General features: G+C 71.8%; 2 protein-coding genes and 1 pseudogene. All 3 read right to left on the bottom strand.

All coding sequences use genetic code 11. The features are described from left to right. Positions 1-218: pseudogene (locus ACWIE7_RS19435) on the bottom strand (ergothioneine biosynthesis protein EgtB); the annotation flags it as partial. A gap of 156 nt (positions 219-374) precedes the next feature. Beyond that, positions 375-920: a methylated-DNA--[protein]-cysteine S-methyltransferase gene (locus ACWIE7_RS19430; RefSeq protein WP_454058592.1), complete on the bottom strand. Its 546-nt coding sequence runs from the start codon at positions 918-920 to the stop codon at positions 375-377. A 13-nt stretch (positions 921-933) separates the two neighbouring features. Then, positions 934-1,053: a suppressor of fused domain protein gene (locus ACWIE7_RS19425; protein WP_454070370.1), complete on the bottom strand. Its 120-nt coding sequence runs from the start codon at positions 1,051-1,053 to the stop codon at positions 934-936. Between the last annotated feature and the right edge of the window lie 41 nt (positions 1,054-1,094).

The raw sequence follows: 1,094 nt of genomic DNA, 5'->3' as shown, positions 1-1,094 counted from the left end.
GACTCGTAGCCGGGCACGCGGCCGAGCACGAACTCCTCGAAGAACCAGGTGGTGTGGGCGCGGTGCCAGGCGGCGGGGCTGGCCGCGGTCATGGACTGCGGCACCTGGTCTTCCGCGCTCAGCCGCGAGGCGAGCAGGTCGGTCAGGCCTCGGACCTGCAGGAATCTGTCGGCGGCGCTCTGCGTGCGCGGCGCGTTGGTCACTGATCCGACGGTCATGTGCTCCCCTGTGCGTTGTGGACGGCGGGCGGGCCCGTGCGTTGGGGCCACCGTAACCACACCGCGGCGGGTGTCACACCGCTAACGGGTCCACCCCGGCAGAGCATCAGATTTGCCGGGAGTCCCGTAGGCACAGCATTGCTCTTGGCCACCCCGCTAGTCGCTATAGCCCCGCGGGAACGCGACGGGCCGGCCCGCGTGGAGGTTGCGCCGTTCGTGTTCGAGGAGTTGCAACCGGTGCTCGGGGCAGGCGCCGAGCCCGCCGTCGGCGCGGATGACGCGGTGCACGGGGATGAGGAACTGCGCGGGCACAAGGCTGCACAACCGCCCGACGCGACGCGCATTCCGCGGGCGCCCGGCGTCCACGCTGATCTGCCCATACGTGCTGGTTTCGCCGTACGGGATGTGCTGGATCTCCCGGTACACCTCGCGGGAGAACTCGTCGTGAACCCCGGCGGCCTCGAGGTCCAGCGGGACATCGATATCGCGCCGGGTCCCGGCGAGGTAGCCGTCGAGGTGCTCGGCCAGGCGGGCGAGATGGTCCGCCGCCGGGTCGGTGGAGGGTCGGCCGGCGTTGTCGTCGTCGTCCCCCACCACCACGTCCGACCCGACGCGGTCGATCCGCACGATGCCCCGCGCGGTGGCCTCCACCACGAGGCGCCCGGCGAGGGTGTCGACGACGCGCACCAGCGCGGCGCTCATGCCCGTCGCCTCGTCAGACGACGCTGGGCCGGTCGGGGTTGGTGACGTCGGCGTCCGCGGTGTCGAGTTTCTCGAACAGCGCGTCGGCACCCTCCTTCACGATCGCGGACATCTCGGCGGTGGTGATGGGCACGGCCTGCAGCCGGGTGAGGAGCGGCCCGGTGCCGTCAGCGC

This window comes from Dietzia sp. NPDC055343, from assembly GCF_053645265.1.
This window is presented reverse-complemented; position numbering and strand designations above follow the sequence as displayed.